This window comes from Pseudomonas abyssi (genome assembly GCF_002307495.1).
GTDB lineage: Bacteria > Pseudomonadota > Gammaproteobacteria > Pseudomonadales > Pseudomonadaceae > Halopseudomonas > Halopseudomonas abyssi.
Window position 1 is genome coordinate 1 of the sequence record NZ_NTMR01000009.1, and the last position, 25,782, is coordinate 25,782.

Sequence of the window (25,782 nt, forward strand, 5' to 3'; positions counted from 1 at the left end):
ACGGCGTTCTCCGCCCTACACCCGTAGCGTGGAGAACCGCGCAGCGTTCTCCACCAGAACCGCCGCGCCGCAACCACCCCGTAGCGTGGAGAACCGCGCAGCGTTCTCCACCAGAGCCAACGCGCCGCGACGACGCGGAGAAGCCTTTGGCGTTCTCCGCACTACGGCTTTTTGCGCCAGGCGGATCGGGGGCGGGAGGGTTGCAGGAGGGGTTTGGCTGTGGCGTCGTCATTGCGGGCGACGCTGGCGGCCGCCTTGGCGCGGGCGGCGTGGAGCTTTTTGTAGCTGTCGATCAGGCGCAGGTGGCGGTCCAGCCCTTCCAGCTGCATGTTGGTGGGTGTCAGGCCATGGAAACGCACATCGCCATTCGCCGAGCCGATCACCGCGTCCATCCGCTCGTTACCGAACATGCGCCGGAAGTTGGGCTCAAAATCGGCCAGCGCCAGCGCCTCATCCAGCAGCACCTCCAAGACCACGTTGAGCGCCTGATAGAACAGACCGCGCTCGACGGTGTTGTCGTTGAACTGCAGAAAGGCTTCGACCAGCTCCTTGGCCTCATCACGCTGCTGCAGCGCCAGATGAATCAGCAGCTTGAGCTCGAGAATGGTCAGCTGACCCCAGGTGGTATTGTCATCAAACTCGATGCCGATCAGCGTCTTGATATCGGTGTAATCATCCAGGCCACTCTCGTCCAGCCGCTCGACCAGCGCCTGCAACTGCTCATCATCCAGGCTGTGCAGGTTGAGAATATCGGCGCGGAAGTCGAGCGCCTTGTTGGTGTTATCCCAGATCAGATCCTCGACCGGGTAGATCTCGGAATAGCCCGGCACCAGAATGCGGCAGGCGTTGGCGCCCAGGTCGGTGTAGGTCGCCATATAGGCTTCTTTGCCCAGGTCTTTGAGAATGCCGAACAGGGTGTCGGCTTCCTGCTGGTTGGAATCCGCCCCTTGGCCGGAGAAGTCCCACTCGACAAAATCGTAGTCGGGTTTGGCGCTGAAGAAGCGCCAGGACACCACACCGCTGGAGTCGATAAAGTGCTCAACAAAGTTGTTCGGCTCGGTCACCGCCTGAGACTCGAAGGTCGGCTGCGGCAGGTCGTTCAACCCTTCAAAGCTGCGCCCCTGCAGCAGCTCGGTGAGGCTGCGCTCCAGTGCCACTTCGAGGCTCGGGTGCGCGCCAAAGGAGGCAAACACACCGCCAGTGCGCGGGTTCATCAGCGTGACGCACATGACCGGGAACCGGCCGCCAAGCGAAGCGTCCTTCACCAGGACCGGGAAGCCCTGCTCTTCCAGCCCCTTGATGCCGGCAACAATGCCCGGGTATTTGTCCAACACAGTCTGCGGCACATCCGGCAGCGCCAATTCGCCTTCCAGAATCTCGCGCTTGACCGCTCGCTCAAAAATCTCGGACAGGCACTGCACCTGCGCCTCGGCCAGCGTGTTACCCGCGCTCATGCCGTTGCTGAGAAACAGGTTTTCGATCAGGTTGGAGGGGAAGTACACCTCCTTGCCGTCGGACTGGCGCACATAGGGCAAGGCGCAGATGCCGCGCTCGGCATTGCCGGAGCTGGTGTCGATCAGGTGCGAGCCACGCAACTCCCCTTCCGGGTTGTAGATATCCAGGCAGTAGCTGTCGAGCAGCCCGACGGGCAGATCATCATTGCGCCCGATCTTGAACCAGCGCTCGTTGGGGTAATGCACGAAGTCCGCGTTGGCGATGTCTTCGCCCCAGAACTGATCGTTATAGAAGAAGTTGCAGTTCAGCCGCTCGATAAACTCACCCAGCGCCGAGGCCAGCGCCGCTTCCTTGGTCGCGCCCTTGCCGTTGGTAAAGCACAGCGGCGACTGGGCGTCACGGATGTGCAGCGACCAGACGTTGGGCACGATGTTGCGCCAGGAGGCGATTTCGATCTTCATGCCCAGCCCTGCCAGCAGCCCCGACATGTTGGCGATGGTCTGCTCCAGCGGCAGGTCCTTGCCCAGAATCCGCGTGCCCTCGCCCTCGGTCTGCACCGGCATCAACAGCGACTGGGCGTCAGCATCCAGATTCTCGACCTCTTCGATGACAAAGTCAGGGCCGGTCTGTACCACCTTCTTGACCGTACAGCGCTCGATCGAACGCAGGATGCCCAGACGATCCTTCTCGGAAATGTCGGCAGGCAGCTCGACCTGAATCTTGAAGATCTGCTTGTAGCGGTCTTCCGGGTCAACGATGTTGTTCTGCGACAGACGGATGTTGTCGGTGGGGATATTGCGGGTATTGCAGTAGAGCTTGACGAAGTACGCCGCGCACAGCGCCGATGACGCCAGAAAGTAGTCAAACGGGCCCGGAGCAGAGCCATCGCCCTTGTAGCGGATGGGCTGATCAGCCACCACCGTGAAGTCATCAAACTTGGCTTCCAGGCGGAGGTTGTCGAGAAAGTTGACCTTGATTTCCATGCAGAACACCAGACGTGGGGGCGGGTTGAATAGCCCGCCATTATCCGGCTTTTGTACTGAATGTCATGTCGCGTCCGCAGCAAAGCGACAGACGCGGATAACCGAACGCCACTGCCCAGGCCGACAACCAGCCTGGGCGCGCCAGGCTCAGAAGCCGATGGTGGCGGACAACAGACAGGTACGCGGCGCTGACAAGGTCAGGCCCGCAGCGCTGTCGTCCGATGCCCCGGCAGAAATCCAGGAGCGATCATCCAGCACATTCTCCACGCTGGCACGCAAAGTGACATCCTTGCCGGCAGCGGCAAAGGCGTACCGCGCACCCAGATCATAACGCTCCCAGCCGTCGATCTTCTTGCTGTTGGCCTGATCCAGATACTGCGAGCTGGAGTGAATGCCACGGGCAGTCAGGGTCAGACCGCGCAACGCCGGCACATCCCACTCGGCGCCCAGATTGACGCTGTACTCAGGCGTAGCAGGTGCACGGTTGCCGTCCTCGGTCGGATCGTTGGTGGCGGTCAGTTCACTGTCGATGTACATCAGGCCGCCGAGCAGACGCACACCCTGCCAGGGCTCGCCAAAGGTGCTCAACTCAATACCGCGGTTCTCGCGCTTGCCGTTGGGGCCGAACACGCCGGTGGCGGCGTCGGTTTCATAGGCGGGCTGACGAATGCGGAAGGCGCTCAGGGTGACGCCAACGTCGCCCCGGTCGTACTTGGCGCCCACTTCCACCTGCCGGCTGACAAAGGGCGCGAAGATTTCATCCTCGTTGATCGAGGTAGACGGGGCGATCTTGCCCTGGCTCAAGCCTTCCATGTAGTTGGCGTAGATCGACACCTCCGGTGCAAGCCGATATACCACACCAACCGAGGGCGAAACCTTTTCCTCGTCGTACGCGGTTTCACCCTTGATGCCGTTGCTCCAGTCGTCCACCTTCACCCGCTGCCAGCGCGCGCCCAGGGTAACCAGCAGGCGGTCATCCATAAAACCCAGGGTGTCGGCCAGCGCGACACCGCTGAAACGGTTCTCGGTGTAGACCTCGTTATCGATACGGGTCGGCGCGCCCGGTGCCGGCGTGGGCACCGGGTCATACAGGTTGCTCGGACCGGTGGCGTAGCGCGCGCCGCCGTTGGTGAAGTCCATGTAGAAATAGCTGGCAGCCAGGTTCAGCTCATGGCTGACCGGCCCGGTCTGTAGCCAGTTGCGCAGGCCGGCTGTGGCCGTGCGCACGCTCTCATCGCGGGTGAAGTCGCGTGGCTGCACATTGAAGTCACCGGCCTCGTTGATGATCGAGACGTTGTGACGCAGGAAATCGTGGTTGCTCTCGCGCACGCCCGCCGCGCCATAGAACAGCAGGTCCTCGTTGATGTCGTACTCGCCATTGAACGCGGCAAAAGTGTCTTCAGTACGGGCCTTGCTCCAGGCCTGCGCGTAGTTGTCATTGACCCGGTCGGCGTCCGGAATCGGCGCGGCTGCGCCAATCAGCACGCGCTCCTGCGGTGCATCGGTATCGCGCTCGGTGTGGCCAATGTCCGCGCCCAGGCGCACACGCTCGCCCCGGTAGTCGAGGCCCAGTACCGCCATCTCGCGGTCGACGTGCTGGTGGTCCCACTCGGTATCGCCTGCCTGGCGCACGCCGTTGAAGCGCAGGCCAAAGCGGTTGTCTTCGCCAAAGCGCCGTCCCACGTCGAGTGCACCGCCGACCTGGCTATCGGAGGCGTAGCTGCCGGTGAACTCGGTCAGTGGCGTATCGGCGGCCCGTTTCGATACCAGATTGATGCCGCCACCCACAGCGCCGCGCGGCGAGATGCCGTTGATCAACTGGCTGGGGCCCTTGATCACATCCACCCGGTCAGCCATTTCCATGTCGATTGAATAGGTCGGCAGAACACCGTACAGGCCGTTGAAGGCAACATCGCTATTGAACAGGCTGAATCCACGAATGGTGAACTGCTCAAAACGGCCACCGGCCGGGTTGGTGGAGCGCACCGACGGATCATTGGCAATCAGGTCCAGCAGGGTGCGGGCATTCTGGTTCTGGGCGGTTTCGCTGGTATAGGTGGTTGCGCTGAACGGGGTGTCCATAAAGTCGCGTGAGCCGAGCATGCCCTGGGAGGTTTGCATGGTTACCTGACCGCCGGCGTAACGCTCACCGCTGGCCAGCTGCGGGCTGACGCCCACGACCGTGATCGGAGCAATCTGCAGCGCCGCACTCTGGGCAGGCGCCGCGACCAGCGTATAGCCGCCAGCGCCTACCGGTTGAAGCTGCAGCCCGCTACCCTGCAGCAGGCGAGCAAAGCCCTCCTCCACGCTGTAGCTGCCGGACAGGCCTTCGCTGCGGCGGCCCTGCATCAGCGCCGGATCAACCGACAGGCTCACGCCAGCCTGACCGGCAAAGCGGGTCAGTGCCGCGCCCAGCTCGCCAGCCGGCACCGCATAGCTGCGCCGTTCCACCTCCTGCGCGTAACTGGTGGAGATAGCCAGCGGGCTGACGCTCAAGCCCATGACCAGCCCCAGGTGCACCCATGAACGCAGACGCAGCGATGCGCACTCGGTCGATACTGCAGACATAAACCAGCTCCTCAATTTTTGCTTTCTCACCGCTACTGACTGGCGAGCGCAGAAAAAGGGACAGGCATCAGGCATTTTCTTGTCTGGGCGCGAGCGACACCCAATAGCGGGTGCGTGTCTGCACGCTCAGCGGCAGACTGGCCGCCAGCAGAGCCAGCACACGGTCGGTGTCATCCAGTCGGAAGCTGCCCGTCACGCGCAGACGCTCCAGCGCCGGGTCCCAGCGCAGCACGCCGGGGCGATAACGACGCAGCTCGCGCAGAAAATCACCCAGCGGCTGGTTGTCGGCCAACAGCACACCCTGACGCCAGTCAGGCAGTGTGGGGTCATAAGGCGTCCAGCCGGACAAGCCACCCGCGCTTACCGACACCTGCTGGCCGCCCTCAAGCAGCTCGCTGGCACCGGCACTGGCGGCCAGCTGCACCCGCCCACGGGCCACCGCGATTCGGCAGTGGTCATCAAAACGGCGTACGCACACTTCAGCGTCACGCAGGGTGAGCACGGCCTGCGGCAAGATGATACTCAGCGGCTGATCGCCAGCGGCAGACAACGCAAGCTCCCCACGCACCAACGTCAGCCGTCGCTCGGCCAGCTGCAGATTCACCGCGCTATCGGTGTTCAGCTGCAGCTCGATGCCCTCGGCCAGCGGCATGCGCTGCTGTTCGCCAGTGGCGGTGTGGACATCGGCGGTCCAGGCCTGCACCGGCAACTGCCGCCCCACCAGCCAACCCGCAGGCAGCAACGCACACGCGCCCAGTACCCGCTTGACCGCCACCCGCCGACCCAGATCAGGCCTATCCAGCGCGGCCAGGGACAACGCACTGGGCAGCCCGGCAAAACGCTGACGCAACTGCAACGCGCGCTGCCAGGCGTGCTCGTGCTCGGGGTTGCTGCTGCGCCAATGCGCCAGGCGCGCGTGATCGTCTTCGCTGCAATCCTCCGCGTCCAGCAGCGCCAGCCAGCGCGCGGCAGCACGGGTAATATCGCGGCGCTCGGCCTGGGTCACACCGCTCATGTCCGCTCCAGCAGCAGACAGTGCTCGTAGGCTTGGGCCATGTAGCGTTTTACCGTGCGTTCGGACACCTGCAACCGCGCGGCAATATCGCGATAACCGAGCCCTTCCAGCTGACTCCAGAGAAAGGCCCGCCGCACGGCCAGCGGCAACCCGTCCAGCAGCTCGTCCAGCGCCTGCAGGGTTTCCAGCAGGGCCCAGCGCTGTTCTGGCGACGGTGCCAGCGCCTGCGGCAGTTGCTGCAGTGCATCCAGATAGGCCTGTTCCAGGCTGCGACGGGCGTAAAAGGTGTTAAGCAGGCGTTTGCCAACGGTCAACAGATAAGCACGCGGCTCGCGAATATCCGCCACGTTCTGGGAGCTGGTCAGCACCTTGATGAAGGCATCCTGACTCAGGTCAGCCGCATCCCAGGTGTTACCCAGCTGACGGCGCAACCAATTCTGTAACCAGCTGTGATGGTCGCGATAGAGCGTGTGCAGGTTCTGCTGTGTGGCTGGCGCGGCGTCGGTCATTGGCGGTCAGGATCAGGGAGGCGGGCAAATGAGATTGATTGTATTTAACAAATGCCATCAACTGCAATGCGCAAGACGCCCAAGCCCCATTGCACTGGCCGCGCAAACCCAGCACGATAGCCACACGCTCCCACGTGCAGATACGCCATGACCACGACGCCTGCCACACGCCAACCCTGCCCGCCCGGCACCTGCGATTGCGACCGCGACACCCTGGCCGGGCAAGCCAACGCCGATCCACGCATCCTGCGTCTGACGCTGCATGAAGAGAAACGACTGGTGGCCCGGCTCGAAGCCATCAGCACACTGGAAGAACTGGAGCACCTGCAAATGCGCATGTACGAGCAGTTGGGCATGCGTCTGGCCATCGACACCGGCTTTGGTGAAGTACGCAGCGTGCGCGGTATCGACATTAAGCTGCTACCGCAACCCGGGCTCTGCCGCAAAACCCGCAAGTCTATCCCCGCCGCCATCCGTCGCAGTCTGAAAGCGCATCCGGAGATCACCTTCGCGCTGCTGAACAGTCAGGACTTGCTGCGCGACGCCTGAGCGCCGCCAGCAACACAGCCGTGATGGGGCTCGCGCGACAGGGGAGCCCCGAGTAAGGCGTGGCCTTGCGTGCACGCAAGGCACAAAAAAAACATCAGCGCACGGTAGCAGGCCAAGGCACTCTGCCACTATATTGGGCGGCATGATCCCAGCTCCCCTGATTCCCCACGACAAGCTATTGGATTTGCTGCTGGATGTCGTCTGCGTCGTAAACAAGGAGGGACGCTTTTTATCCGTTAGCGCGGCCAGCGAACGGGTGTTTGGCTATACGCCGCAAGAGCTGATCGGCCGCACGGCCTTCGAACTGATCCACCCGGATGACCGGGAGGCCACCCGACAGATCGTCGAGCGAATCACCGCCGGCCAGCCCTCAAGCGATCACGAGAACCGCTACATCCACAAACAGGGCCATATCGTCCACATCATGTGGTCGACCCAATGGTTCGCAGCCGAACAGGTGCGCGTTGGCGTCGCCCGTGACATCACCGCGCGAAAACAGGCCGAGGCCAGACAGGCTGCGGTATATGCGGTATCGGCAGCGGCGCACTTGGCAGAAACACTGCCCGCACTGTATCAGCAGATGCATCACCTGATCGCCCAGCATCTGCCGGTCCAGGCCTTTTCCGTTGCCCTCTATGATCCCGAACGGGATCAACTGAGTTTTCCCTACCAGGCGGGTGATGGTCTGCCGGCGCCTGCGCCTGCGCCACTTGCCGCCTACCCGTCGCTGGCACGAACAATTCGCTCATACCCGCACACGCCCAAGACAGAAAACAACGGACAATCGCCTCAGCTCTGCGTCCCCCTGCTGCACGACGGCGTGCCCATTGGCGTACTCGTCGTACAAGGCCGGCGGGGCAGTCCAGTATTCAATGCACGGGACACCGAGTTTCTGAACTTTGTCGCCAGTCAGCTGGCCAGCGCCATCAGCCGGCACCGTGCCCACGATAAACTCTCCTTCCTCGCGCAACACGACCAGCTGACACAGTTGCCCAATCGCGTACTGCTCATGGATCGCTTGCAGGGCGCCCTGCTGCGAGCGCAGCGCACTAGCGGGCAACTGGCCGTGCTGTATCTGGACCTGGACAGCTTCAAGCAGATAAACGACACCTACGGCCATGGCGTTGGCGATCAGCTGCTGCAACAGGTCGCCGCCAGATTACGTCAGAGCGTACGCGAGTCCGACAGCTGTGGCCGTCTGGGTGGCGATGAGTTTGCGGTCCTGCTCGACAGCATTCGACAACGGCAAGACGCCGCAAGCGTAGCGGAAAAGATCCTCAGCACGCTGGCAGCTCCCTTTCTGATCGAGGGACATACCCTGACCTGTACACCCAGCGTCGGCATCGCGGTCTACCCTGAGCACGGTCAGAGCGAACGCCAGCTGATGCATCACGCCGACAATGCGATGTACGCTGCCAAACGCAACGGTGGCGCCGGCTACGCTTTTTCTCCGGACGCGCCAGCCTGACGCGCGAGAAAACCCAACAGCGCCTCAACAACGGCCGCTGGCTGCTCCTGCTCCACCCAGTGCCCTGCCCCGGCAATCAGGTCGACGCTGCGCAGGTCGGCGCACACCCGGCGCTGCATCAGCTCCAGCGCGCCGGGGCTCTGCCAGGTACCCCAGTCACTTGCACCGGCAATAAAACAAGACGGCACTGTTATCTGCCGCCCCGCAAACAGCAGCATCTCCGCCTGCGCCGCAGTTGAGCCAAGCGATCGGTAGCACTGCAGACCGCCCTGCAATCCGGTATCGGCAAAGATACCCGTATAGACTGCCAGCTCCGCTTCAGGCAGCCAGCCACAGGCAGCCACCTCAGCCGCTGACGGCATGGCAACCGCGACGGTCTCAGCCATCGTCTTGCCCTGCTCCATGATGTAGTAGGTCGGCATGCTGGCCAGATCGGCCGCACTCGCCGATGGCAGCGGCGCTGGCTGGTTGCCCGCCCAGTCCGCGCTTTTCATGTGGAAGTAGGCACGCAGAAAGTCGTGCAGCCCCTGCTCGCACGCCAGCATGTGCGCATTGGCGTCGGGCTGACTGAAGTAACGCTGATAATGCAGGCGCGGCGGCTCAAGAGCCGCCAGATCCGCATGCAACCGCGCAATGGCCTGCGTCCCGTTCTGCCCGTCAACGCGGTAACTTGGCGGGCCCGGATAAGGCGCGCTCATCATCGCGACCGAGCGAAACGCGTCCGGGCGCGTCAGCGCACAGGTACCGGCCACCGGCGAGCCGATATCATGGCCCACTACCGCCGCCACCTGGTCATAACCCAACGTGTGCACCAGCCCCAGTGCATCGCGTACCAGGTTGAGAAAGTGGTACTGACTGATGTCGCCGTCATAGCGCGCATCACCGCCCTCGGTCATGCCGTAGCCACGTTGGTCCGGCGCCACCACGTGATAACCCGCCTCGGCCAGCGGCAACATCACCTTGCGCCAGCTAAACGCCAGCTCCGGAAAACCGTGCAGCAATAACACACACTCACGCCCCGGCTGCTCAAAACCGGCTTCCAGAATATGGACGTTCAGACCGTTGCCATTGTCGACCTGGCGGGAGCGGATACCGGGCGGCAACTGCGCCAGCATGGCAGCGCGAGCAGCATTGCTGACCGGGCGGGCATTGAATTCGGGCATGGGGCCTCTTGTTGTTGTGACTGCCTAACAGAGCCCACAACCTATCCAGCACACCTCAAGCCGGTCAACCAATGACCGTCCCATTCAGCCTGCCGAATACAGCGGCATTGCCCAAAGCGATGTCGCAGATGCACAAAAGCCGCCCGGAGGCGGCTCTTGCAGTACCACTCGGCCCCCTATCAGGCAGCCGCCAGATCAGACTCTGCTTCCGCCAGCATGGCAAACTCTTCGTCAGCCGACTTGGCAACCAGATGCTGGCGGCTGTAGCCGAAGTAGTAGGCAGCGCCAATCACGAACAGGCCCATGGTGAAGAAAAACGCGCGCGGGTCGAAGGCGTACACACCGGTCAGCGCGACGAGCGAGAGCACCAGCGCGATACCCGAGGTCACCGCCGCCAAGCAGTATACCTACCCAATGCCAGAGCAGCACCCGGGCTTGGCGCATTAAGCACGGCAGCCGCTGTGGTAAAGTGGCCGCTTAATTCCACCAGGTAGCCCCCATGCTTATATACATTTTCATCGCCTGCGACCGGCTGGATGAAAAGCAGGAAAAACAGCTCAAACAGAACCTGCCAGCTCTGCAAGCCGCGCTGCAAACCTACGTTGAAGAAAACGAAGCCAACCGCGCCGAGCTGATTAACGATTGCAGCAGTGATGACTGCGAAGACTGGCAGCTGGGCATCAGCCAACCGGTGAAAAAGCACACCCACCTGGCCCCCGCCGTCAACCTGTTCAACAGCCTCGCCCAGCAATACGACATCGACTGCGAAGTAGGCTCCATCGAAGACGGCGAACGCGAGCCGGTCAGCTACTTTGGCAAGCATGAAGGGAAAGGCGACGCTTTTTTGATCGCCCAGTATCTGGGGCTGTAACGCGCAGAGACTGCCAGCTCCTGACCACGACGAATGAAGAATACGCCGGGGTCAGAAACCTGATCCGCGTTAGCTCACCCCTGCGAACCACCAGTCTCAGCGTCATCGGGTTTGCGGCCTCGCCGGGCCGCAGCAGCACGTTTAAACAGGCGATACGCCCCTACACCCGCAACAAGCGCGAACACCCCAAACGACAGCCCCAACACCCCATACACATACTCACTACCCGCGTGGTGAACCGTCACCCCGTCAAAGTAGCGACCCGCCTCGTTGTACGGCATACGCGCCTTGGTGAATGCGTATGCACAGAGCAGCACTGCCGAAATACCGAAGAGCAGTGCGAGCACGCCTGAGGCGGTGGCGAGGATGTTGAGTTTGGTGGTGGTTTTCATGGGGATGAGTGACGTCGTATCAGGTGGCCGGAATCAGGCAGTCCTTGCGAGCAAAAGCCAGTGACTTCAACCACTTGCTACGCACCTTGCTCGCAGTATTGCTTAAGGCCATTAAGCCTGGCCTTAACCACCCGCTTGAAATAAAGGCTAGCTACATATTCCGAGATTACGGGGATTGCCCATTTTTTGGTTTTGATGACGTAGCGAAATTTCGCTTTTGTAGTGCCACAGCTGAGGGGCTTGAATACCCAGCTGCCAGCAAAGCTCTTTATAAAGGCAGGGCCTTTGGTCATGACGATGGCTGCCGTGGTAGGCGGGGCAACCTGAACAAACTCGACCTCCATGGTTAAGCCGGACTTTGCGACTACAAGTGTCCTAACCCCAATGCCTACCTCGGTTGCACAACCCAGGAGCTCGATCCTTTCCGGAAACGGGTCCCACTGATACCTCACGGAATAGTCTTGAGACGCGGCGTACACGACCGGATGAGGCGCGTTGACAGTCAGCTCATACTCGATTAAGGCCATTTACGTGCCTCACGCCCGCATTTGCGGCTGGTTTGGAGCGCAGCGGAAAAACAGTCCGGCAACATGCGCTTGTTAGGCATTTTCTACCCCAATACTTTGAAGTAGCGCCGAATACTGGTCTGGATCTTTTTCTTCAATTTTTCGCAATATAAAACTTGCCGTTGTCTTCATCTCAGGCACATCAATAGGCAAAATACTTCTCTCAAACACACCCGCTAAATGGGAAAACTCATTGTTGATGCGATCCGTTAGTGACGATGCCAATGCATCATCTCCGAAAAAACGCGCCAGCTTGTCATCATTTTCTACGGCATTGGGGTATTTGTAGTACAAGAATGCTTCAAGAAACTTGCGGGCATTGTTTCCAAAGTTGTAGTAGCAATCATGATTTTCATCACACTCGATCTGGGCATGAGCGCATTTATAAATTTGATGAAACAGAAAGTTGAACTCCGTAACGTAGTCTTTCAGGTATCGAGGCATCAATGTAATGTCACTGACTTGATCCGTTCGGTTAATGATAAAGTATTGGGACTTCTTTTTGTTCAAAGCGCCGGGTAGCCGCTTCAGATACTTCAAAAAATCCAAATTGTGAGTCGAAATAAATAGCTGCTTAAAACGGTCACGCGCCTTGATCTCACCGTCATCTTCATATTTCTCTGGCGTTACAATCTCAGCATTAATAAGGCTGTAGACAAAAAAGATATGGTTTGCATCCAAGCTGGAAATGGGGTCATCGATCCAAATGATAGGCTGGTTACCTTTAGTCTCTATGTCTTCAAGCTTGGCCATGAAGTAACAGAAAGCTATCAGGCTGCATTCACCTTCGCTGAGATGGAATGCTTTTTTGTTGTTTCGAGTTACCTCAAACCGGTATCCAGATGACGCGTCCCCCAGGTTTTCTTCAATGGCTTTTAGTGAGAGAGACTGGTGGCCGAAAAAGTTGTTCAGATAATCGTTTACCCTATCAGCTCCCTTGCTTTCATCTTTTAACTGGGCCTTCAGTTCAGCAATTTTTTCTCGTTTTTCATCAACTTTTTCTGTTGCGGTGTTTTTAGCTTCCTTCGCTTCGCCCATAGCCTCATTCAATGTTTCGATGACCGTACACTCGTCTCCATACTTAATGTCGTTTATGAATGTATAAACCTCATGGAGTCGGAGAGCCGCACGAGCTTCAGATTGGTCAGCGCTTAGTGAAGCCGTAAGCCTATTAGATTCGTTTCTGAGCTCCTCATACGAATCCCTGACCGCATTCAAAGCATCTTCAATAAACTCAGATGTTTTAAACTCAAGAGGCGTAAAAATGTCATCTCTTCGTTTTTCGACCTGTTCTTTTATCGAGTCCAGACTCTGACTGTAAGACTCTGATAAGGTCGACAACTGCTCTGCCAATGAATCCAAGTCGGCTGTAAAGTTAGAGTAGAAATCCGAGTTTTTGATTTTCAGTAGATTAGGAACTCGGGCTCGCTCACGTTCAATTGATCCAAGCAGGGTTTCCAATGCTTGACGAAGCTCTTCAGACTCCTGATTAAAATGCTTGTCCAATTTCTCCCATAAATCTTCAGGAAGGTCGCTGCCACAAAATGCGCACTTATCTCTTTTCTCTTGATGATGGCCCCGACCAGTCCTCACCCACGAGGCCAGAGCCGCATCGATTAGCAATTCCTGAATTGGAGCAGATGCCTGAATCTTTTTTTCAATGAGCTCTTTAGCCTTTGAAGCGATAGCAGAGTATTGAAGATTGAAAGTTGATGATTCAGGGATTTCCGATCTGGGTTCTTCTCTAAGGAGGTCGTGAAACTTGCCCACCTGCTCATCAGTAAGCGGAGAATAAGTGCCTTTAGTAACAGTCGAGATGTCTGTCTTTATTTTAGAAACATTGTAGTTGGCATCACCAAACCTTTTATTGTGCTTGATTCCAGTGTCTGCCTTATTGGCTTTTTCACGTAACTTCCCCTCCAATTCTGACGACTTGTCATCATGGTCTTTTTGGACTCCTTTTAATTTTTCTTCAGCCCCAAGGAGTTCTCCCAGCAGTCCAGACTTGTCCTCTTCGCTCCCAAGTTCGGCTTCATGCTTCTCGATTTCTTCCTCAAGCTTTGTGTTGTCTTCCCCCAAGATGGCAAATGAATTGATCGTCTGCTCGTCATCAACAATGAACCGAAGGTTGTCTCGGACAAAGTCCTCATTGAAAACCCGAACGATTCGACCATGATTACTTAATGACCTCTGCGTGGCAGTGCTGCCGCCATCAAATGACAATTGAAACTCAGGTGAACTATATTTGTCTGATATCGTGCCAGTTTCAAGAGCTCTGAAGATCCGCGAGAGTGTTGTTTTGCCAGAATAGTTGCGGCCATATATGATGTTTAGCTTTTTAAATTCTGCGATGTTGTTACCAGCATCTCGCATAGATGATGACCACTGAAAATCATCATAGACCGCCATACTTTTAATTGAGTCTATTTTTTTTATATGTCCGCTCATGTATGTCCTTTTTGATGGTGCCTAACAGCTGATTGGACCGAAGGCTTCATCATTGCATATCGGTGACTTCTTCATAACAACACCTCCTTCCACACATCAGCATAAAAAATTAACAATAAAAACAGACACCTACCGCCATCCCATTAACCACGCACGTAATAACGCGACTTCCTCTTTTCGTGCTTCCAATAACCCTGTAGGGCATGCCGCTCGACATACCATCTGGGCATTTAAAGCAGCTGCACATTTACGATACCTCTGCATTTTGGATAGGTGCTGCAGCCCCAGAAGCTGTTGCCGGCGTTAGTGCCTTTGCGCGCAATGCGTTTGATCATGCTGCTGTGGCATAGCGGGCAGGTTGGGTCTTTTGCTGGCTGGAGGGTTGCGGCAGTGGGTGTGCTGGATGGTGTGCTGGTGGCCCGGGTTATGGGGGCGCTTGGTTGGGCGCGGAGCATCAGGCGTTTAAGGCCGGTGCCGTCGATCAGCTGGATGTTGCGTCCCTGGGCGAAGCTTTTGGCCTCTTGGGTGAACTGGCCTGAGGTGACCACATAACCACCCGCGGCGCCCTCTGCGGCCATGGCGCCGAAGAACTCGCGTACCACTGGTACGCCGACCTTTAGCGAGCGCCAGTGTTTGCATTGCACCAGGTACTTCTCGTTGTTCTTACGCAGGATCAGGTCTACGCCGCCGTCGGCGCCCTGGCCGCCGGTTTCGGTAATGCTGTATCCCTTGCGGCGGAAGGCTTCGCCAATGAGTTGTTCAAACTGTTGCCAGCTGAGGCCGTCGATGGCTTTGCCGGGTTGGGTGGCGGCGGTGACGCTGCCGAGCAATTGCTTGCGTTTGTAGCGCGCGATAACCGAGCCAATGGCGCCCAGGCCGCAGGCAATGGGGATGAGGTATTGGCCGAACAAGGCAAAGGTGCGCCAGAGCTGCGCGGTAAGAATGCCGCCCATATCGCCCGGCTTGAGGGCGGCAGGCGGGGTAACAGGTGCGGTGGCGATGGGGTGCAATATCAGCCAGCTGACCAGACCAATGGCCAAGCTTGCCCACCAGGGCAGACGTGACAGTACAACGATCAGGTCTTCAAATGCAGAGGTCCGTCTGCGTGCCATCCTTTGGCTCCTTTAACTGGCTTAGTGCCATTAAAGCCCTATCCTGGTGCGTGGTAAAGCCGCTTTTAGTCTGCCCCGCCCTGCTCTGCCGCCTGTGTTACCGCATGCAGCACAAAGGCCACGCGCTCCGGCACGCTGCAACAGGGCACGTCTACCACGTCATAACCCCAACGCAGGTACCAGCGTTTGAGGTTTGCGTACACCTGTTGGGCTTCGCTAAAGGTTTGGTCTCGCTCGCCGTCCGTTTGGTAGATGGCCTGCCATGGCGGCAGAAAGAACACGGTGCGTGTTGTAGGGGTAGGCGCTGCTTTGTTGCGCTACGGCGGCCTCGTCCATGGCGCCGGCGGCGTGCAGCATGTAGAGGGCGTCTACCACGCTGCGATCAAAGAAGCATGGCGTGTCTACAGTCTGCAATTGCTGATAGTGCTGCGTGTATGGCCTGGGCGAAGGCGGCGGGCTCGGGCCGTGGAGCAAGGCCGCTCTGCAGTCGGCTGCGGATAATGGCGCGGGCCGACTCGGGCACCACGGGATAACCGCGCTCGGCCAACGCTGCAAGCAGCGCTGACTTGCCGCCGCCGGGGCCGCCGGAGAGCACAAAACGGTTGGTCATAGGCATGGGTTACTCCACCGCATCCAGCGCTGCGGCGGCTGCGCGGGAGCGGCTGATGGCCTGGTCCAGCTGGGCGGTGCAGTGATCGCGCGCGGTCTCCAGCGCTGTATCTTCCACCGATTGCAGCGCAGCCCGCCGCGCAGCCAGCTCCTCGGCCTGCTGGGCAAAGGCATCCACAAAGTCCGGCCCCAGCGCGGAGACATTCGTACACTCCGCGCCGCCGTTGTAGGCCACCAGCTCGGTAAGAAAGAGCTTGGGATGGGCTTGCGCTACCTGGCCCAGTGTCCCGTTGATCCACTCTGCCACGGCGCCATCCGCGCCTTCATAAAAGCGGAACAATTGCGCGGTGGCAAAGGCTTCTCCGGCCAGGGCAGGCTCGGGCGCTGCGGCCACATCCTGCTCGGTTACCGCTGCCCAAATAGGCGTGCACAGGGCTGCGGCCAGCAGCGCCAAGGTTGGTTTGTTCATGAACGTTGACTCCTGCGCGGCGCTCAGATGGTGTTATCGAGTTGGATGGATTTCTCGGGCACACGCCAGAGGCGCACACCGTCGACGACCATGGTCCAGTCGCCTTCTACTTCGTGGGGCGGTTCGCTGACCTCAAAGCGCGTGGTCAAAAACAGCAAGCCAACAATAAAATCGTCGCCCTCAAAGCCCTGCATGGGCCCATTGATGGAGGTGGTGCCGCCGCTTTTAAGCCGCTCATAGGCGACGGTGCCGTCTGCCAGAATCAGCAGGCTCATCTCTTTGCTGCGCCATTGGCCTACGTAGTCCAGCCGGTTCTCCGGCAGCGGTTCGGCGCAGCCAGCCAGTAGCACGGCCATGGCGATCACCAGCAGCCAGTTTTTCATTGCGATTCTCCATTGCGTTCAGGGCACCGGGCAGATTACCGATTTGCTGGCGTGCGCGCTTCCGACCAGACCGCAAATTCGTTGCCGCTTGGCTCGCAGAAGTGAAAACGACAGCCGCCGGGAAAGTCGAAGCTCGGCTTGACGATATCGCCGCCGCACGCCTGCACCTTGTTCAGCGTTGCAGCGATGTCGGCGCTGTAGAACACCAGCAGCGCGCCGCCGCTGTCTGTGCGGTTGCAGGTATCAGCTTTGAAGAAACCACCATCCAGACCCTGATTGGAAAAGGCCGTGTAGTCCGGGCCGTAATCGGCAAAAGCCCAGCCAAAAGCAGCGGTAAAGAACGCTTTGGTAGCGGCCAGGTCCTTAGCGCCCAACTCAACGTAATTCAGTTTTTCATGCTGATGCATCGCGTCTCTCCTGCTACGAGATTGAACACCGCCGGGCGAGCCGGCGGCGTGGTTGAGCCCCCCCCCATTAGAGGGAGCGAGGCTAGCGCATGCTGGCCCGCATCAGGCAGGCTTTTGCTCTGCTACAAGCGCTGCGGTGGCTGTCAGCTCGATGTTGGGGTGCTTCGAGAGCGTAAAGCTGTGATGCGCAATGATTGTGCGGGCATCCAGGTGTGGTTTGTCGTGGGTGGTATGGGCGTCGTCTGCCAGGGTCACCTTGTAGCCGCGGCTAGCCGCGCTGAAGACGGTTCGATCGATACAGAACTCGGTCGAGTAGCCGCAGACAATAAGATGCTCTACACCCTCTTGTGCCAATCGTTCGGCCAGGTCAGTACCAAAAAAGGAGTCAGGTGTCTGCTTGCGCACGGTGATGCCCTGCTTGGCCGCGGTCAGGCCAGAGTATAGTTGCCAGGCCGGGCTCTCGGGCTCGAGCATGCCCGGAATCTGGTGCTGGATAAGTACGGTTTTCAGTGAATGTGCGTTGGCGTATTCCACCAAGGTGTTGATGTTGCGGACGACAGCCTCGGACTGATACGGCGGCTGAGCTGAGCCAAATACGCCGTTTTGCACGTCCACCACCAGGAGTGCGGACTTCATACCAATTCCCTTTAATAATGATGTGTTTCCTACCCTCAGGCAGGTACCGGGCCAAAGAAAGCACGTGCAGCTTTGGCGAGAGCGGGCAACGGACCAAACTCACAGTGCAACTGAGTTCTGACGTACCGCCCCTCAGAAGCGCCCAACGGGTTCAGCTCCAGACCGACAGTTACAGTTCCGCGCAAATCGCAGGTAGCAATCAGTTTGAACTCCCGCTCCAGCGACGCCCAGCAAAGCGGCTCTGCCCAAGGCCGGGTTTGTGCGCCCAGCAGCTCGAACAGACGCGCCAGCCCATCGGCATCGGTGTAGGCCCAGACATCCTGATGTCAGGTGAGCGCACTGGATGAAAACGTCACCTGAAAGTAATCGCCGTTGCGGCTGTGCAGTACCAGCTCTGCGTCGCTCGCGGCGGATTTGATGCGGAAGGTAGTCACGGTGCTCCGGTCGGTTGTTGCGCAGTTTGCGTCAGCTCAGTTCTCGTCAAACAAGCCCTCGAGACGTGGCATCTCCTACAGCGCTATCGGAACCCATTAAATCACCGCACCCTTGCCCCGCGCTTCCACCGGAACTTACGACCAAAGCGGTAGTTGTCGCCATCGGTACTGAGCACGAACACCTCACCCGGCAGCTGAATTTCATCGACCAGACGTTGCCCGATAGCGTCTACCTTTTTGCGACGATACAGCCCCCACCAACGCGTACAGGAATACCCGAGCACAAACAATGGGCGCTCGGGGAACAGGGCTACGCGCTTACGCAGCAGGTAAACCCGACGCAGCCCCGGCATGGCCCGCAGTTGGGCACGCAGTGCGGCAAGCTGCTCCTGATCCAGCCCATGGGGGTCAAAGGTGTCCTTGAGGGTGATCTGGTCGCGTTCAGCCCGTGCCCGCTGCAGCAGCTCGTGGCGCTCCAGCAAGCGGTCATGCCAGGCGTGGGCGGCCTCCTCTCGGCCACGGCGCCAGCAGTAGTCGCGCAGCACTTCATAGCCGCTCAGCTGGGCGTCCTCATCCAGTTTGGTGGCCTTTTCGACCAGGGCCAAGCCTGCATCATCATCGCGCTGCAATAGTCGCAGCCCCAGCGCGTAACAAACTACCGGCTGGTCCGGAGTCTGTTCATACAGGGCTTTGAACAGCGGCAAGGCCGCGTCTTCCCCGGCGCCGTACTCCTCGGTCAGGCAGGCATGATCATAGCCATCCTGCGGGTTCAGCTCGGTGCCCTGCTGCAGCATTGCATCCAGCTCGCGCAGGCGCTCGCGTCCGCGCGTGGCGGTTTGGTAGCGCTCTTCCCAGGCGGGTAGTACAGCGGCCTCCCAGCGGCAATCCAGCTCCTCGGTGATGGTCGACAGCACCGGGCCGAGCAAGCGATCTGCGCGCGCATCAGGGCGGGGCAACGATAGCAGCGGCCCCTGCTGCAGGGCGCGCAGGCGGTCGGTCAGGGCGGGATGGGTGTCGTCTGAGCTGGTCTCGCGCTGCAGCGCGTGTTCAACCCAGTCAGCCACCGGCTGGTCCTGCAGGCCGCCGGACACCTTGTCGGCCAGGCTGCCATAGGGCGCAAAGGCCGGGCGCGGCAGGTCGCTTGCGCTGCGGTGGATATCGCTCCAGTAGCGCTCGTCCAGATAACGGCCCACCACGTTGACGGCGGTTAGCGCCTCGGCAATCGCCTGCGGCGAAGTCAGGCGCGCCGCTGCAGCATCAGCCTCATACTCGTTGGCCCGCGCCAGCGGGAAGGAATAAGCCGTAAAGTACGGCACATACCAGTTGAAGAAACGGCGAAACAGAAAGGTGCCAAAACGGCCCTCGCCGACCAGCGAGTCGATCAGGCGATGCCAGCTCAGGCGCAGGCGGTAGATCCAGTTGGATACCCGGCCATGGCCACCGGCAAGGTGGCCAAACTCGTGCGCCAGCACGGCCCTGAACTGTTCTACGCTGAGCGTCTTCATCAGCGGCAGGCCGATGACCAGATAGTTGCGATACCAGCCGAATACGCCCAGGCGTGGCGTTTGCACCACGCAGGCATTGAAGTCGTCGGTAATCAGTACGCGGTGAAAACGCGGCGCCTTGAGCCCTTTGCGCAGGTCATTGATCATGGCAAACAGCTCAGGCGCCTCCTTCTGCGTTACGCGCCGCCCCTGCGGAGCATCCAGCTTGACCCACAGCGCCTTGAGCACCATCCACATCAACACCAGCAGCCCCAGCGCCAGCTTGGCGCCCAGCGCCTTGAGCGCGACAACGCTGATCACCGAGGTCAACAACAAGCCGACCAGCATAAAGGCGATGTAGCCGTAGCCCAGCAACGCCAGCGCCAATACGCGCATCTTGTACAGCCACGGGCGCCGCAGCGCCTGTGCTTCAAGGCGTGCTACCAGTTGTTCAAACTCCCGGTTGGTCATTGCGATGAGCTCCCTTTATCGTTTTTATCTGGGTGCGACGCGCAGCAGTACGCCACACCCGGGGCATCGGGGTGTGGCGTGTGTAACGGTATGCAGGGTGAAGTAGAAGCAATGCGCGCCATCCCTGGGCCTTGGGCAACGCTGCCCACTTGGCGAAATTACCGCGTCCGTGCGGCGGGGTAAAGTGGCGAAGCGCGCGGACGATTAATCCCGGCGCGCGCTCCAGGCGCGGATCATGCCAGCCTGAAAGAACGGAATCGGCGCGGTGAAACCGGCCTGCCGGATCAGCGCCTCAACGTTATCGGCGGGCAGTACGGCAACGTCCTGGCGATAGGTCTGCTGCATCCGCGCAACCACCTGGGGCGTTACCGGCTCGGCCGAGACAACCTGCGCCCAGAGCGTCATCAGCCGCGCCTGCTGTTGCGGATCGGCGCGGGCCGTGAGGTCGGAGCTGGCAAGAATGCCGGCCGGCTTTAAGCGGGCGGCTATCTGGCTGAAAAAGCCGATGCGCGCCTTTGGGTCCAGAATAAACTGCGAGACGAGAAAGCTGGTAGCAGCATCAAATTCCGCCTCTTCCGGCAGGCTGTCGAGGTAACCGGTGTGAAAGCGACAGCGCCCGGCAACACCCTGGGCCTCAGCGTTGCGGCGGCACTCCTGCATCATTGCACTTGATGGCTCAACGGCGGTGAAGCGCCACTGCGGGTAACGCGCGGCCAGATACAGCAGCTCCTGCCCGGTGCCAGCGCCGACACACAGCAGGTGCGCGTTGTCCGGTAGCTCGCTGAACACCGACTCCAGCAAAAAGTGCAGACAGTCGCGGATGGGCGCCTGCCGCGCCCACTGCTGGTCATAGCCTGCGGCCTGTTGATCAAAGAGTGCTTCCAGTTCCTGGCTGTTCATGCGGCGGCCTGTGCTCCGGTAACTGACTGAGGGCATCATCACCCGATTCAATCACCATACCGCAGCTGTCAAGCCTCAGCCTGGGCCAGGTGCTCGCGCACATCCATAAGGGCAAAGCCCAGCAGGTTGAGGCCCTTCCATTGGTTGGGGTTTGCCGCAGCCGGAGCGTCCTGCGCCAGCCCGATACCCCAGATGCGGTCAACCGGGCTGGCTTCTACCAGAACCCGATTCTCAGTACCCAGCAAAAACGCCTTGAGCGCCGGATGCTGAGAGAACTTGGCCAGATTGGCATTGACCACGATCTCAAACCTGGCCGCCTCCCAGCGCTGCTGGTCAAAGCCCTGCACCTCACGCCCAATGGCCTTGGCCTCCCCCGGATTGCCTGCTGCCAGCACGCGCTCGGCAGCGGCAAGGTCACCAAACAGCCGCGCCTTGTGGTACATCATGTAGTGCTCGGCTGTCAGGAAGGCGAGGCCGTCTTCTTCAAAGGGCGCGTCATACCATTGGCTAAAGCAACTTTTGGTTACCTGGGCGCCCGACTCCTGTTGGCCCCAGAAAAAGACGTACTTGACCTTGTTGCCGTGGTTTACCCAATCGACAAGCTGCGCTGTGCTTCTGATGCTCACTGCTGTTCCACTGTCTGTTGTCTGGAGAAAAGCTGCCGGTTAGCACTGGCGTAACGCAACTACTCCCCGCTCTCCCACTCTTCTTTGCTTGACGACACCAGAAAGTTCTTAGGGTAGCCAAAGAACACCCACTGACCGTTCGACTCAATCCCTGTCGCGGTAAAAGTCCTCAAGTAGATATCGTCGCCAACGTCGACGCTAGTGCGAAACTCCGAATCGTTACCGCCTAATATCCCCATCGAGTAGGCCATGATCTCAACCAAGTGCTCACCGGGTGCAACCCGGGCGGTGACGATAGGTTCTCTATTGATCGCACCAACATAGTTGCCGTCGATGAACACCCGAAGTTCAGCGGCAAATCCAAGGTAATCATTCTTGAAAACATGTATTTCACCGCTGTTGCTGTCATTGAGCCCCGGCACCGCATGGACCAGCGGAGCGGGTGAAGCGCAGCCAAAAAGCAGCATAGAAAGAGCAAAAATCAACAGAGACTTTGACATCCAAACTTCCTGTTCAGAGACTTCACTACCCGATGCAAGAACGTGGAAGGACATATCAGCACCGCAGCGCTAAACGTACCGTGTTGCACGGCGCGCTTCACTTTCCGGCGCCACGTACTTGCGTCAGAACGCCCCCGCAAGTTACCCGCTCAGCGAGCGGTGGTAAAGCCGACGACAGAGGGCGTGTCGAGTTAACCAGCTGTCAAGCCACCCTGAACCCCTGCGCCAACGCCTGCAGCTCACCCGCCAACTGCGCCTGACTGTCGGTCACCTGAGAAATTTCCCGCGAGCCGTTAAGGGTCTGCAGGGAGGTTTCGCGCACTGACGTCATGCTGCGAGAAATATCCCGCGTTACGGCAACCTGCTGCTCGGCGGCGGAGGCAATCTGCGAGGCCATGCCAGAGATGCGGTCAACGTCCTGCAGGATGGCGGCCAGGGTGTCTTCGAGTTTTTCGGCTTCATCGGCACTGAGGTTGGCCAGCTTGTGGCTGTCGGTCACCGCGGTGCGCACGCTGTCGGTAATATCGCGGAAGCCGCTGATCATGGTCTCGATTTCTACCGTGGAGTCATGCGTCTGACGCGCCAGATTGCGTACCTCATCGGCAACCACGGCAAACCCGCGACCATGCTCCCCAGCCCTGGCCGCCTCGATGGCGGCGTTGAGCGCCAGCAGATTGGTCTGGTCGGCCACCGCCTTGATCACGTCGATCACCCGGGTGATGGACTCGCTACTGGTCTGCAACCGCTCCATCTGGCCGTTGACCTGCTCGATGGCCCCGGCCAGATGCCGAATACGGCCAACGCTGTCCTGCACTACCTTGCGACCGGCTTCATTGCGCGCCGAGGCGTGCTGCGCCGCTTCAGCCACCTGCTGGGTGTTGCGCGAGATCTCTTCCGAGGTGCTGGACATCTCCTCCGCCGCAGCCGCGACCTGATCGACCAGCGCCTGCTGCTGGCCCACCTGGTCGGAGTTTTGGCTGGCGGTGGCGCGGGTCTGCTCCGAGGCCGAGGCCAGACGCACACTGGTTTCGTCGATCTGGCTCAGGGCACCGGAGAAGGTTTCGATCAGCCCGTTCAGCGCGCTGCCGATCAGCCCCATCTCGTCCTTGGAACAGACCCGTGTGCGCACAGACAGGTCCTTGCGCTCCATGATCTGACGAAAATCACCCAGCAGCTGATTCACCTGCCCGGATACCCCCATGATGATCAACAGCGCCAGCAACAGCACCGCGCCAATCACCACGCAGCCAATTATGGCGGCCCGACGCAGCTCCGAGCGCGCGCCCGCCAGCACCAGATCGGTGCCCTTCGCCATATCCACCGCCAACTGCTGCTTGAGCTGATAGATACCCGCGACCGCCGCGCTGGAGCTGTCGAACCATTCGATATTGGCCATGCCCAGAAAACCGTATTCCGACCCGATCAGCCGGTCACGCAGCGCCGCAAACTCGAGACTTTCCGGGCGCGTTTGCATGGCGTCCAGTTGCCCCTGCAGCGACGGCCCCAGCAGGCCCGCCGCCGCATCCAGCAGCGCCTGGCGGCGCGCGCCGGCTGCGCTGACCTGACTGGCCAGGGCCAGCGACACGCCACCATCACTCAGTACCTGAGCGCCGGCAGCCATCTCGCTGGCGCCCCACTCGCTTGCCTCGCTCAAGGCCAGAAACGCGCCCATCATCCGCGTCAGGCGTGGCTCGTTGGAGCGCAGCAGGATTTCCGGGATCAGTGCGATCAGACCATCGACGGCATCGGTGAAGGTTTGATAGGACAGCGCGGCATCCACATCCTCGTTGATCACCCGTTCACGCAGCGGCGCCAAGGCATCCAGTGCTTCGTTGATGCGGGCCAGCTGCGCGGCCACCGCCAGCCGGTCAGCGCCTTGCAGTGTTGCCATGCCGGAGCGCAGCGCGCTCAGGCTGGCATCTGTAACCGCACGCTGCAGCTCCAGGCGTTCGACCACACGGCCGTCAGCGCCCCCGGTTGCGATGAACAGCGCGGTCAGACCCCGCTCTTTTTGCAGGTTCTCCAGCGCCGGATCGGCTGTCAGCGCCAGGTCAAACAGCGCCCGTGCCGACTCTGTTGTCTGCAAGTGGGTGTAACGATCCTTGACCGTGGAACCGGAGAAATACAGCGTTCCGGCCAGCGCCGGCAGAATGAGCAGCAGCAATTTGCCGCGCATGGAGATGTTACGGAGCATCGACAGCATGGTGAGAAAACCTGACTGATTGGACAGCCAGACCCTCAGCAAGAAAAGTGCCATCACTTTGCCACGCAGCAATGCGGCCTGCAGCGCCGTGACCCGCACATTGCGCACCAGTTCAGGGCTGATACGCCAGTGTACGAGCGATAAAAGGGAGAGATTTCAGTCTTGCGGCCTGGCCATCGCCGCCGCCAGATCACCATGACCGCCCCGCTCCAGGCCATCAGCAGCCCCGGCAATATCCTCCGCAGCCTTGTTCTGACTCAGTTTGAACTTGCCGACCAGCTGCTCAATCTCGACGTCGATACCGACAATCGCCGCGAGCATCTGGCTGATGTATTCAGGGCTGGAGTCGGTCATTTTCCACGGCCGACCCTGCCCGGACGCCACCTCATGCTTGCGCGTCAGCCGGGCCACCAGCCCACGCACAAAGCGCTCGTCGTCGCGCAGGCGGATACGCCCATGGGCATGCACCACCTGATAGTTCCAGGTTGGCACCTGCCGGTGAGTCTCGTGCTTGCTGGGATACCAGTTGGGCGACACATAGGCCTGCGGGCCCTGAAAGATCACCAGCACGCGCATACCATCGGTGATCTGCTCGACCAGGGGGTTGGCGCGCGCCAGGTGCGCCTGCAGCGTACCCTGCGGCCCCTGGTCCGGCAGCAGCTCAAAGGGCACGTGATTGGCATCCAGCCCGTCCGGCCCGCTGGTGACCAGCGCACCCAGCGGGTTGGCCGTGATCAGGGCGTGTAGTTCACCGCTACGGGTTTCGGCAAAGTGCTCTGGCAGGTACATGGGCTAGCCTCAGATAGCGAAAGTCTGGTCGAGATAATACAGCCCCAGCACCAACAGCAGCCAAAAGACGATGCCGGCAGCGCTTTCCAGCCAGGCATGGTAGGACCGCGGTCTGAACCAGTGCGGCGGCCACAGGCAGCGCAGCAACCAGCGCCCGGGCAGACGCAGGCTGAGGTCGAGCACCGCACCCGCTTCCAAAATCAGGCGCCCGAGCAACAACAGGCCGCGCGCCAGTGCTTCGAGCAGCTCAAGCATCACTTGTTACTCCACGCTGGGCGCAAACTCGGCAAAACACGGCAGGCGATCAGTAATCTCAAACCAGTTTGCCTTGTGGGCGGTGAAAAAGTGCGCTTGCAAGCGAGTATCGAGATCACCGTCCAGCGTCCCTGCGCGAATCCGCAGCACGCCGGGAATGCGCTCATTACGACTGAAAATGGGCGAGCCGCAACCGCTGCAGAAGCAACGCTGCTTGCCCGGCGAAGAGCTGAAGCTGTTCAGCAGGTCCTGCCCTGTCAGCAAGCGAAAATGCGACTCGGCAACCGGGATATTGGTCGCAAAGGCCGTGCCCTGTGCCTTGCGGCGCTGGCCGCAGTGACACACCTGAATGGGCTCCAGCGGCCCGGACACCTCGTAACGAATCCCACCGCACAGGCAACTGCCGGTAATCATGTGAACTCCCCTGTTCTATCAGTGCTCTCTGCCACACCTTAAAATAGCCCAAAAAAGATAATATTGAAAAATTAGCATTTATAGGCTAACGTCATTCAGAACC

The 25,782-nt window shown here is 59.8% G+C and carries 26 protein-coding genes and 3 pseudogenes; 3 read left to right on the plus strand and 26 right to left on the minus strand.

Annotated features, from left to right (window positions below; genetic code table 11):
* Positions 1 to 161: 161 nt before the first annotated feature.
* From CNQ84_RS06415 to CNQ84_RS06430, 4 genes are all read right to left on the minus strand, one after another.
* Entirely contained in the window at positions 162 to 2,438 is a 2,277-nt protein-coding gene (locus CNQ84_RS06415; protein ID WP_096004084.1) for an OsmC domain/YcaO domain-containing protein, read from the minus strand.
* A 147-nt stretch (positions 2,439 to 2,585) separates the two neighbouring features.
* Positions 2,586 to 5,006 carry a TonB-dependent receptor gene (locus tag CNQ84_RS06420; RefSeq protein WP_096004085.1) on the minus strand — a complete coding sequence of 807 codons (2,421 nt, stop codon included), beginning with the start codon at positions 5,004 to 5,006 and terminating at the stop codon, positions 2,586 to 2,588.
* Between the two features lie 67 nt (positions 5,007 to 5,073).
* The gene (locus tag CNQ84_RS06425) at positions 5,074 to 6,021 is read right to left on the minus strand and encodes a FecR domain-containing protein (RefSeq protein ID WP_096004086.1); all 948 of its coding nucleotides are present in this window, start codon (positions 6,019 to 6,021) and stop codon (positions 5,074 to 5,076) included.
* Positions 6,018 to 6,530: a sigma-70 family RNA polymerase sigma factor gene (locus CNQ84_RS06430; protein WP_096004087.1), complete on the minus strand. Its 513-nt coding sequence runs from the start codon at positions 6,528 to 6,530 to the stop codon at positions 6,018 to 6,020. The genes CNQ84_RS06425 and CNQ84_RS06430 overlap by 4 nt, the downstream gene beginning before the upstream one ends.
* Positions 6,531 to 6,677: 147 nt before the next feature.
* Between CNQ84_RS06430 and CNQ84_RS06435 the strand changes: the two genes are divergently transcribed.
* Both CNQ84_RS06435 and CNQ84_RS06440 read left to right on the plus strand, forming a co-directional pair.
* Complete coding sequence (locus CNQ84_RS06435) at positions 6,678 to 7,079, plus strand: hypothetical protein (protein ID WP_096004088.1); 402 nt, start codon at positions 6,678 to 6,680, stop codon at positions 7,077 to 7,079.
* A gap of 142 nt (positions 7,080 to 7,221) precedes the next feature.
* Entirely contained in the window at positions 7,222 to 8,547 is a 1,326-nt protein-coding gene (locus tag CNQ84_RS06440; RefSeq protein WP_096004089.1) for a diguanylate cyclase domain-containing protein, read from the plus strand.
* On the opposite strand, the gene CNQ84_RS06445 is transcribed toward CNQ84_RS06440, so the two are convergent.
* Both CNQ84_RS06445 and CNQ84_RS06450 read right to left on the minus strand, forming a co-directional pair.
* Positions 8,517 to 9,710, minus strand: a complete 1,194-nt coding sequence (locus tag CNQ84_RS06445) for an alpha/beta fold hydrolase (protein ID WP_245841265.1) — start codon at positions 9,708 to 9,710, stop codon at positions 8,517 to 8,519. The genes CNQ84_RS06440 and CNQ84_RS06445 overlap by 31 nt on opposite strands.
* A 179-nt stretch (positions 9,711 to 9,889) precedes the next feature.
* Positions 9,890 to 10,108 (minus strand): hypothetical protein, encoded by a 219-nt coding sequence (locus tag CNQ84_RS06450; RefSeq protein WP_217350064.1) that lies wholly within the window; start codon positions 10,106 to 10,108, stop codon positions 9,890 to 9,892.
* Between the two features lie 101 nt (positions 10,109 to 10,209).
* Between CNQ84_RS06450 and CNQ84_RS06455 the strand changes: the two genes are divergently transcribed.
* A complete protein-coding gene (locus CNQ84_RS06455) occupies positions 10,210 to 10,581 on the plus strand; it encodes a hypothetical protein (RefSeq protein ID WP_096004090.1) in 372 nt (123 codons plus the stop codon).
* A 74-nt stretch (positions 10,582 to 10,655) separates the two neighbouring features.
* On the opposite strand, the gene CNQ84_RS06460 is transcribed toward CNQ84_RS06455, so the two are convergent.
* The 20 genes and pseudogenes from CNQ84_RS06460 to CNQ84_RS06540 form a co-directional block, all read right to left on the minus strand.
* The gene (locus CNQ84_RS06460; RefSeq protein WP_096004091.1) at positions 10,656 to 10,973 is read right to left on the minus strand and encodes a hypothetical protein; all 318 of its coding nucleotides are present in this window, start codon (positions 10,971 to 10,973) and stop codon (positions 10,656 to 10,658) included.
* Between the two features lie 77 nt (positions 10,974 to 11,050).
* Complete coding sequence (locus CNQ84_RS06465; RefSeq protein ID WP_096004092.1) at positions 11,051 to 11,500, minus strand: SRPBCC family protein; 450 nt, start codon at positions 11,498 to 11,500, stop codon at positions 11,051 to 11,053.
* A 72-nt stretch (positions 11,501 to 11,572) separates the two neighbouring features.
* On the minus strand, positions 11,573 to 13,987 hold the full coding sequence (locus CNQ84_RS06470) for an AAA family ATPase (protein WP_096004093.1): 2,415 nt from the start codon (positions 13,985 to 13,987) through the stop codon (positions 11,573 to 11,575).
* A 230-nt stretch (positions 13,988 to 14,217) separates the two neighbouring features.
* Complete coding sequence (locus CNQ84_RS06475) at positions 14,218 to 15,099, minus strand: restriction endonuclease (RefSeq protein WP_096004094.1); 882 nt, start codon at positions 15,097 to 15,099, stop codon at positions 14,218 to 14,220.
* A gap of 65 nt (positions 15,100 to 15,164) precedes the next feature.
* A pseudogene (locus CNQ84_RS20900) lies at positions 15,165 to 15,392 on the minus strand (AAA family ATPase); the annotation flags it as partial.
* Positions 15,393 to 15,481: 89 nt separating this feature from the next.
* Positions 15,482 to 15,715 carry an AAA family ATPase gene (locus CNQ84_RS20905; RefSeq protein WP_217350065.1) on the minus strand — a complete coding sequence of 78 codons (234 nt, stop codon included), beginning with the start codon at positions 15,713 to 15,715 and terminating at the stop codon, positions 15,482 to 15,484.
* Positions 15,716 to 15,718: 3 nt separating this feature from the next.
* A complete protein-coding gene (locus CNQ84_RS06485; protein ID WP_096004095.1) occupies positions 15,719 to 16,177 on the minus strand; it encodes a hypothetical protein in 459 nt (152 codons plus the stop codon).
* Between the two features lie 23 nt (positions 16,178 to 16,200).
* The gene (locus CNQ84_RS06490; RefSeq protein WP_096004096.1) at positions 16,201 to 16,560 is read right to left on the minus strand and encodes a hypothetical protein; all 360 of its coding nucleotides are present in this window, start codon (positions 16,558 to 16,560) and stop codon (positions 16,201 to 16,203) included.
* Positions 16,561 to 16,595: 35 nt separating this feature from the next.
* Positions 16,596 to 16,967 (minus strand): VOC family protein, encoded by a 372-nt coding sequence (locus CNQ84_RS06495; protein WP_096004097.1) that lies wholly within the window; start codon positions 16,965 to 16,967, stop codon positions 16,596 to 16,598.
* A gap of 102 nt (positions 16,968 to 17,069) precedes the next feature.
* The gene (locus CNQ84_RS06500; protein WP_096004098.1) at positions 17,070 to 17,603 is read right to left on the minus strand and encodes a cysteine hydrolase family protein; all 534 of its coding nucleotides are present in this window, start codon (positions 17,601 to 17,603) and stop codon (positions 17,070 to 17,072) included.
* Between the two features lie 35 nt (positions 17,604 to 17,638).
* Positions 17,639 to 17,914 (minus strand): annotated as a pseudogene (locus CNQ84_RS21060) (DUF6228 family protein); the annotation flags it as partial.
* Positions 17,915 to 18,138: 224 nt separating this feature from the next.
* The gene (locus CNQ84_RS06505; protein ID WP_096004099.1) at positions 18,139 to 19,992 is read right to left on the minus strand and encodes a M48 family metallopeptidase; all 1,854 of its coding nucleotides are present in this window, start codon (positions 19,990 to 19,992) and stop codon (positions 18,139 to 18,141) included.
* Between the two features lie 204 nt (positions 19,993 to 20,196).
* A complete protein-coding gene (locus tag CNQ84_RS06510) occupies positions 20,197 to 20,892 on the minus strand; it encodes a class I SAM-dependent methyltransferase (protein WP_096004100.1) in 696 nt (231 codons plus the stop codon).
* 68 nt (positions 20,893 to 20,960) lie between these two features.
* Positions 20,961 to 21,518 carry a riboflavin biosynthesis intermediates N-glycosidase gene (locus CNQ84_RS06515; protein ID WP_096004101.1) on the minus strand — a complete coding sequence of 186 codons (558 nt, stop codon included), beginning with the start codon at positions 21,516 to 21,518 and terminating at the stop codon, positions 20,961 to 20,963.
* 59 nt (positions 21,519 to 21,577) lie between these two features.
* The gene (locus tag CNQ84_RS06520) at positions 21,578 to 22,018 is read right to left on the minus strand and encodes a hypothetical protein (protein WP_096004102.1); all 441 of its coding nucleotides are present in this window, start codon (positions 22,016 to 22,018) and stop codon (positions 21,578 to 21,580) included.
* A 202-nt stretch (positions 22,019 to 22,220) separates the two neighbouring features.
* A complete protein-coding gene (locus tag CNQ84_RS21065) occupies positions 22,221 to 23,333 on the minus strand; it encodes a methyl-accepting chemotaxis protein (protein ID WP_425439953.1) in 1,113 nt (370 codons plus the stop codon).
* A 9-nt stretch (positions 23,334 to 23,342) separates the two neighbouring features.
* Positions 23,343 to 24,275: pseudogene (locus tag CNQ84_RS21070) on the minus strand (nitrate- and nitrite sensing domain-containing protein); the annotation flags it as partial.
* 102 nt (positions 24,276 to 24,377) lie between these two features.
* Positions 24,378 to 25,010 (minus strand): FMN-binding negative transcriptional regulator, encoded by a 633-nt coding sequence (locus tag CNQ84_RS06530; RefSeq protein WP_096004104.1) that lies wholly within the window; start codon positions 25,008 to 25,010, stop codon positions 24,378 to 24,380.
* A gap of 9 nt (positions 25,011 to 25,019) precedes the next feature.
* Entirely contained in the window at positions 25,020 to 25,265 is a 246-nt protein-coding gene (locus CNQ84_RS06535) for a hypothetical protein (protein ID WP_096004105.1), read from the minus strand.
* Positions 25,266 to 25,271: 6 nt separating this feature from the next.
* Complete coding sequence (locus tag CNQ84_RS06540; RefSeq protein ID WP_096004106.1) at positions 25,272 to 25,679, minus strand: GFA family protein; 408 nt, start codon at positions 25,677 to 25,679, stop codon at positions 25,272 to 25,274.
* Positions 25,680 to 25,782: the final 103 nt, after the last annotated feature.